Origin of the sequence: Streptomyces pseudogriseolus (assembly GCA_002154585.1) — a bacterium.
GTDB lineage: Bacteria > Actinomycetota > Actinomycetes > Streptomycetales > Streptomycetaceae > Streptomyces > Streptomyces pseudogriseolus.
The window spans coordinates 1-816 of sequence record MUNG01000516.1 but is presented as its reverse complement, the minus strand read 5'-3'; the positions used below and the strand labels follow the sequence as shown (position 1 = coordinate 816).

Annotated in this window: 1 protein-coding gene; it reads left to right on the top strand. The window is 71.3% G+C overall.

From position 1 onward, the window contains the following. Positions 1-89: 89 nt before the first annotated feature. A partial coding sequence (locus CCN29_RS32035) for an aminotransferase class I/II-fold pyridoxal phosphate-dependent enzyme (protein ID WP_143661433.1) occupies positions 90-816 on the top strand: 727 nt, incomplete at its 3' end.

Below are 816 nucleotides of genomic sequence, written 5' to 3'. Positions count from 1 at the left end.
GCCGCCGGCGGCAAGGGCGGCAAGGTCATCCTCGACTGGACCGCGTAAGCCGACCGCGTCAGCCATCTGCCTTCCAAGGAGCTTCCGAGATGTTCGACTCCGTGCGCGACGACCTGCGCGCCACCCTCGACGAGATCCGCGCCGCCGGCCTGCACAAGCCCGAGCGCGTCATCGGCACCCCCCAGTCCGCCACCGTGAACGTCACCGCCGGCGGCCGCCCCGGCGAGGTGCTCAACTTCTGNNACCCCGAGGTGATCGCCGCCGCCCACGAGGCCCTGGACCGCTGGGGCTACGGCATGGCGTCCGTCCGCTTCATCTGCGGCACCCAGGAGGTGCACAAGGAGCTGGAGGCGCGCCTCTCGGCGTTCCTCGGCCAGGAGGACACGATCCTGTACTCCTCCTGCTTCGACGCCAACGGCGGCGTCTTCGAGACGCTGCTCGGCCCCGAGGACGCGGTGATCTCCGACGCGCTGAACCACGCGTCGATCATCGACGGCATCCGGCTGTCCAAGGCCCGCCGCTTCCGCTACGCCAACCGCGACATGGCCGACCTGGAGCGCCAGCTGAAGGAGGCCGCCGAGGGCGGCGCCCGTCGCACGCTGATCGTCACCGACGGCGTCTTCTCCATGGACGGCTACGTGGCCCCCCTGGCCGAGATCTGCGACCTCGCCGACCGGCACGGCGCCATGGTCATGGTCGACGACTCGCACGCCGTCGGCTTCGTCGGCCCCGGCGGCCGCGGCACTCCAGAACTGCACGGGGTGATGGACCGCGTCGACATCATCACCGGCACCCTCGGCAAGGCGCTCGGCGGCG